1 pseudogene is annotated in these 251 nt (G+C 69.7%); it reads right to left on the reverse strand.

Annotated features, from left to right (window positions below):
- Positions 1–68: 68 nt before the first annotated feature.
- Positions 69–251: pseudogene (locus SB751_RS33475) on the reverse strand (tripartite tricarboxylate transporter substrate binding protein); the annotation flags it as partial.

The following is a 251-nucleotide window of genomic DNA, read 5'->3' on the forward strand; positions in this document are numbered from 1 at the left end:
CAACAGGCGCGCGACGATGGCGCGTCCGATGCCCCGGCTGCCGCCGGTGACCAATGCGATGGGGGTCGTCATTGCGCCGTGATTCCCTTGTCCTTGATGAGGCCGCCCCATTTGGCGCGTTCCTGTCTTTCGAACGCGGCCAGGTCGGCGCCGAACAGCGTGCCGGGCCGCGCGCCCATGGTGGCGAAATTGGTGGCAATGGCCTGCGAGCCCAGGCCGCTGCGCGCCGCCTCGATCAGCTGGCGCACCAC

It is taken from the genome of Cupriavidus sp. SIMBA_020 (assembly GCF_046535395.1).
In the GTDB taxonomy this organism is placed as follows: Bacteria; Pseudomonadota; Gammaproteobacteria; order Burkholderiales; family Burkholderiaceae; genus Cupriavidus; species Cupriavidus campinensis.